The organism is Ramlibacter sp. (assembly GCF_028292805.1).
Taxonomy (GTDB): Bacteria; Pseudomonadota; Gammaproteobacteria; order Burkholderiales; family Burkholderiaceae_C; genus Ramlibacter.
This window is the reverse complement of sequence record NZ_JAQGLS010000266.1, coordinates 1-3,733: the sequence shown is the minus strand read 5'-3', so window position 1 is coordinate 3,733 and position 3,733 is coordinate 1. Positions and strand designations below refer to the sequence as shown.

Sequence of the window (3,733 nt, the reverse complement as noted above, 5' to 3'; positions counted from 1 at the left end):
GTGTCGCGCCGCTCCAGCACGCTCTTGGTGGCCGACAGCCGCATCTGCTCGATGTGCTCGTTGATCGAGCTGTCCTTTTCGATGAACAGGTCGCGCTGGGGGACGTAGGCCTCCGGCTGGTAATAGTCGTAGTAGCTGACGAAGTACTCGACCGCATTCCTCGGGAAGAATTCTCGAAACTCGGCATACAGCTGCGCTGCCAGCGTCTTGTTGGGGGCGAACACGATCGCCGGCCGGCCCAGGCGGGCGATCACGTTGGCCATGGTGAAGGTCTTGCCCGAGCCGGTCACGCCCAGCAAGGTCTGGAACACCTCACCGTCCAGCACGCCCTCGACCAGTTTCTCGATTGCCCGGGGCTGGTCGCCCGCGGGCGGGTACGGCATGAACAGCTCGAATGGCGATCCGGGGAAACTGATGAACTCGCCGCTTTTCTCGTCCTGCTGGGGCTCGGCGGTATCGGCGGTGTCGGCTATTGCACTCATGCGGGTCAGTCCCTGGGGCTACACATTAAAATTGCGGACAAAGCCGGCCAGCGTACAGCAGGCCCGGCGACTTCGCTTACAGCCACCCAAAGGACCCCCCATGTCTCTGTTCACCGCCGTCGAAATGGCGCCTCGCGACCCCATCCTGGGCCTCAACGAGCAGTTTGCCGCTGACGGAAACCCGAAAAAGGTCAACCTCGGCGTGGGGGTCTACTTCGACGACAACGGCAAGCTGCCGCTGCTGGAGTGCGTGCAGCAGGCCGAAGCCACCATGATGGCGGCCCACGCGGCCCGCGGCTACCTGCCCATCGACGGCATCGCCGCCTATGACGCGGCCGTCAAGAGCCTGGTATTTGGGGCCGAAAGCGAGCCGGTCAAGAGCGGCCGCGTCGCCACCGTGCAGGCCCTGGGCGGCACCGGCGGCCTGAAGATCGGCGCCGACTTCCTCAAGCACCTGAACCCCGAGGCCAAGGTGCTGATCAGCGACCCGAGCTGGGAAAACCACCGCGCCCTGTTCAGCCAGGCCGGCTTCGTCGTGGAGTCCTACCCCTATTACAACGCGGCCAGGCGGGGCGTCGACTTCGATGGCATGCTGACCGGCCTTGGCCAGGCGCCCGCCGGCACCGTGGTGGTGCTGCACGCCTGCTGCCACAACCCGACCGGCTACGACATCACCCCCGCCCAGTGGGACCAGGTGGTCGCCACCGTCAAGGCCAGCCGCCTGGTGCCGTTTCTGGACATGGCTTACCAGGGCTTTGGCGAAGGCATCGCCGAAGACGGCGCCGTGATCGGCAAGTTCGTGGCCGCCGGCCTGGACTTTTTCGTCTCGACCTCTTTTTCCAAGAGCTTCAGCCTGTACGGCGAGCGCGTGGGCGCGCTGTCGGTGCTGTGCCAGGACAAGGAAACCACCGCGCGGGTGCTGTCGCAGCTGAAGATCATGATCCGCACCAACTACAGCAACCCGCCGATCCACGGCGGCCAGATCTGCGCCACGGTGCTGAACTCGCCGCAGCTGCGCGCCCTGTGGGAGAAGGAACTGGCCGCGATGCGGGTGCGCATCAAGGAAATGCGCAGCCTGATGGTGGACAAGCTCAAGGCGGCCGGCGTCAAGCAGGACATGAGCTTCATCACCCAGCAGGTGGGCATGTTCAGCTACTCGGGCCTGGGCAAGGACCAGATGGTGCGGCTGCGCGATGAGTTCAGCGTGTACGGCACGGACACGGGGCGCATGTGCGTCGCCGCGCTGAACACCAGGAACATCGACTACGTCTGCGCGTCGATCGCGAAGGTGGTCGCGTAGGCGCTCACCCCCAGACCACCGACCGCATCCAAATCGACGCCGACCGGTAGGTCGCGCTGAACAAGCGCACCGGCTCCTGGGGGTCCACGGCGCCGGCGGCGTGCAGCAGCGGCAGGTAGTGGTCGTGGGTGGGATGCGCCAGCTGCGCCACTTGCCCCAGCTGCTGGAACCCGGCCAGCTGCGCCAGCCGCCCTGCTCCGGTCGCGCGGCGATCTGCTTGCCGAACTCGTAGGCCTGCATCGCCCCGGCCCCGCGCCGGGGGGCGCAGGTATGTTGCCGCTGCCCGCGATCAGCACCCCGCGCTCGCGCAGCGATTTCAGCTGCTGGCCCAGGGCGAAGTGCTCGACCGGCGGGCGGCCGTAGTCCATGCTCAGCTGCAGCACTGGAATGTCGGCGGCGGGGAACATCGGCTGGAGCACCGACCAGGTGCCGTCGCGGTGCTTGCGGCGGCGGCGGCGATCCAGTTGCGCCGATTCAAGGTACGGCCTTGTCACGGTGGAGGCAGGAAGTGACGAAAGGACGACAAGTTCCGTGCTCATCCGTGGTTCGCTGAGCACTGGAATATGGCGGCTGGTATATTGCACTGCACAACACAGGCCTCACATGCTCTACCAGATCTACGAAGCCCAACGCTCCTTGATGGAGCCTTTTGTCGATTTCGCGCAGGCGGCCTCCAAGCTTTACAGCAACAGGTTGTCACCGTTTGCGCAAAACCCGCTGGCGCAGCGGGTTTCGGCCGCCTACGACCTGATCTACCGGCTCGGCAAGGATTACGAGAAGCCGACGTTCGGCATCAGCACCGTCGACGTCGACGGCGTCGACGTCGCCATTCAGGAGCGAGTGGAGCTGGACAAGCCATTTTGCGAGTTGCGTCGCTTCAAGCGCTTCTCGGACCAGCCCGAGACCCTGGACCGGCTCAAGGAACAGCCGGCCGTGCTGATCGTGGCGCCGCTTTCGGGCCACTACGCCACGCTGCTGCGCGACACGGTCAAGTCCATGCTGCGCGACCACAAGGTCTACATCACCGACTGGAAGAACGCCCGCACCGTGCCGCTGGCGCAAGGCGAGTTCCACCTGGACGACTATGTCCACTACGTGCAGGACTTCATCCGCCACCTGCAGGCCGAATACGGCAACTGCCACGTGATCAGCGTCTGCCAGCCAACCGTTCCGGTGCTGGCGGCGGTCTCGCTGATGGCCTCGCGCGGCGAGGCCACGCCGCTGTCGATGACCATGATGGGCGGCCCGATCGATGCCCGCAAGTCGCCCACCGCGGTGAACAACCTGGCGACGAACAAGAGCCATGGCTGGTTCGAGAACAACGTGATCTACCGCGTTCCGACCAACTTTCCGGGCGCCGGGCGCCGCGTCTACCCGGGCTTCCTGCAGCATTCTGGCTTCGTGGCGATGAACCCCGACCGCCACCTGTCCAGCCATTACGACTACTTCAAACATCTGATCGCCGGCGACGACACCAGCGCCGAGGCGCACCGCCAGTTCTACGACGAGTACAACGCCGTCCTCGACATGGACGCCGACTACTACCTCGAGACCATCAAGGTGGTGTTCCAGGAGTTCGCGCTGGTCAACGGCACCTGGGACGTGCGCAACCCCGACGGCGCGCTCGAGCGCGTGCGGCCGCAAGACATCACCACCACCGCGCACTTCACCATCGAAGGCGAGCTCGACGACATCTCCGGCAGCGGCCAGACCGAGGCGGCGCACGACCTGTGCTTCAACGTTCCCAAGGCGCGCCAGAAGCACCTGGAAGTCAAGGGCGCTGGCCACTACGGCATCTTCAGCGGCCGCCGCTGGCGCGACATCGTGTACCCGCAAGTGCGCGACTTCATCCTTGCACACAACAACGGCCCACGACTTGCCGCCCCGACCGCCGCCGCCACACCAGTCAAAAAGACCCGTCGAGCGCTGACGGCTGGCTAGTGGAGTGAGA

At 65.4% G+C, this 3,733-nt stretch carries 3 protein-coding genes; 2 read left to right on the top strand and 1 reads right to left on the bottom strand.

Annotation, left to right across the window (positions count from 1 at the left end; all coding sequences use genetic code 11):
* Positions 1-482 (bottom strand): DEAD/DEAH box helicase family protein (locus tag JWP65_RS16370; RefSeq protein ID WP_299765626.1); only part of this gene is annotated, 482 nt, incomplete at its 3' end.
* A gap of 100 nt (positions 483-582) precedes the next feature.
* Between JWP65_RS16370 and JWP65_RS16365 the strand changes: the two genes are divergently transcribed.
* Together JWP65_RS16365 and JWP65_RS16360 are read left to right on the top strand one after the other, a co-directional pair.
* Positions 583-1,782, top strand: a complete 1,200-nt coding sequence (locus tag JWP65_RS16365; protein WP_299765624.1) for an amino acid aminotransferase — start codon at positions 583-585, stop codon at positions 1,780-1,782.
* 603 nt (positions 1,783-2,385) lie between these two features.
* The gene (locus tag JWP65_RS16360) at positions 2,386-3,723 is read left to right on the top strand and encodes a polyhydroxyalkanoate depolymerase (protein WP_299765622.1); all 1,338 of its coding nucleotides are present in this window, start codon (positions 2,386-2,388) and stop codon (positions 3,721-3,723) included.
* Positions 3,724-3,733: the final 10 nt, after the last annotated feature.

What these genes read in the sequence shown, in the direction of transcription:
- JWP65_RS16360 (WP_299765622.1), top strand. Translation starts at nt 2,386, where the DNA reads ATGCTCTACCAGATCTACGAAGCCCAACGCTCCTTGATGGAGCCTTTT.
- JWP65_RS16365 (WP_299765624.1), top strand. Translation starts at nt 583, where the DNA reads ATGTCTCTGTTCACCGCCGTCGAAATGGCGCCTCGCGACCCCATCCTG.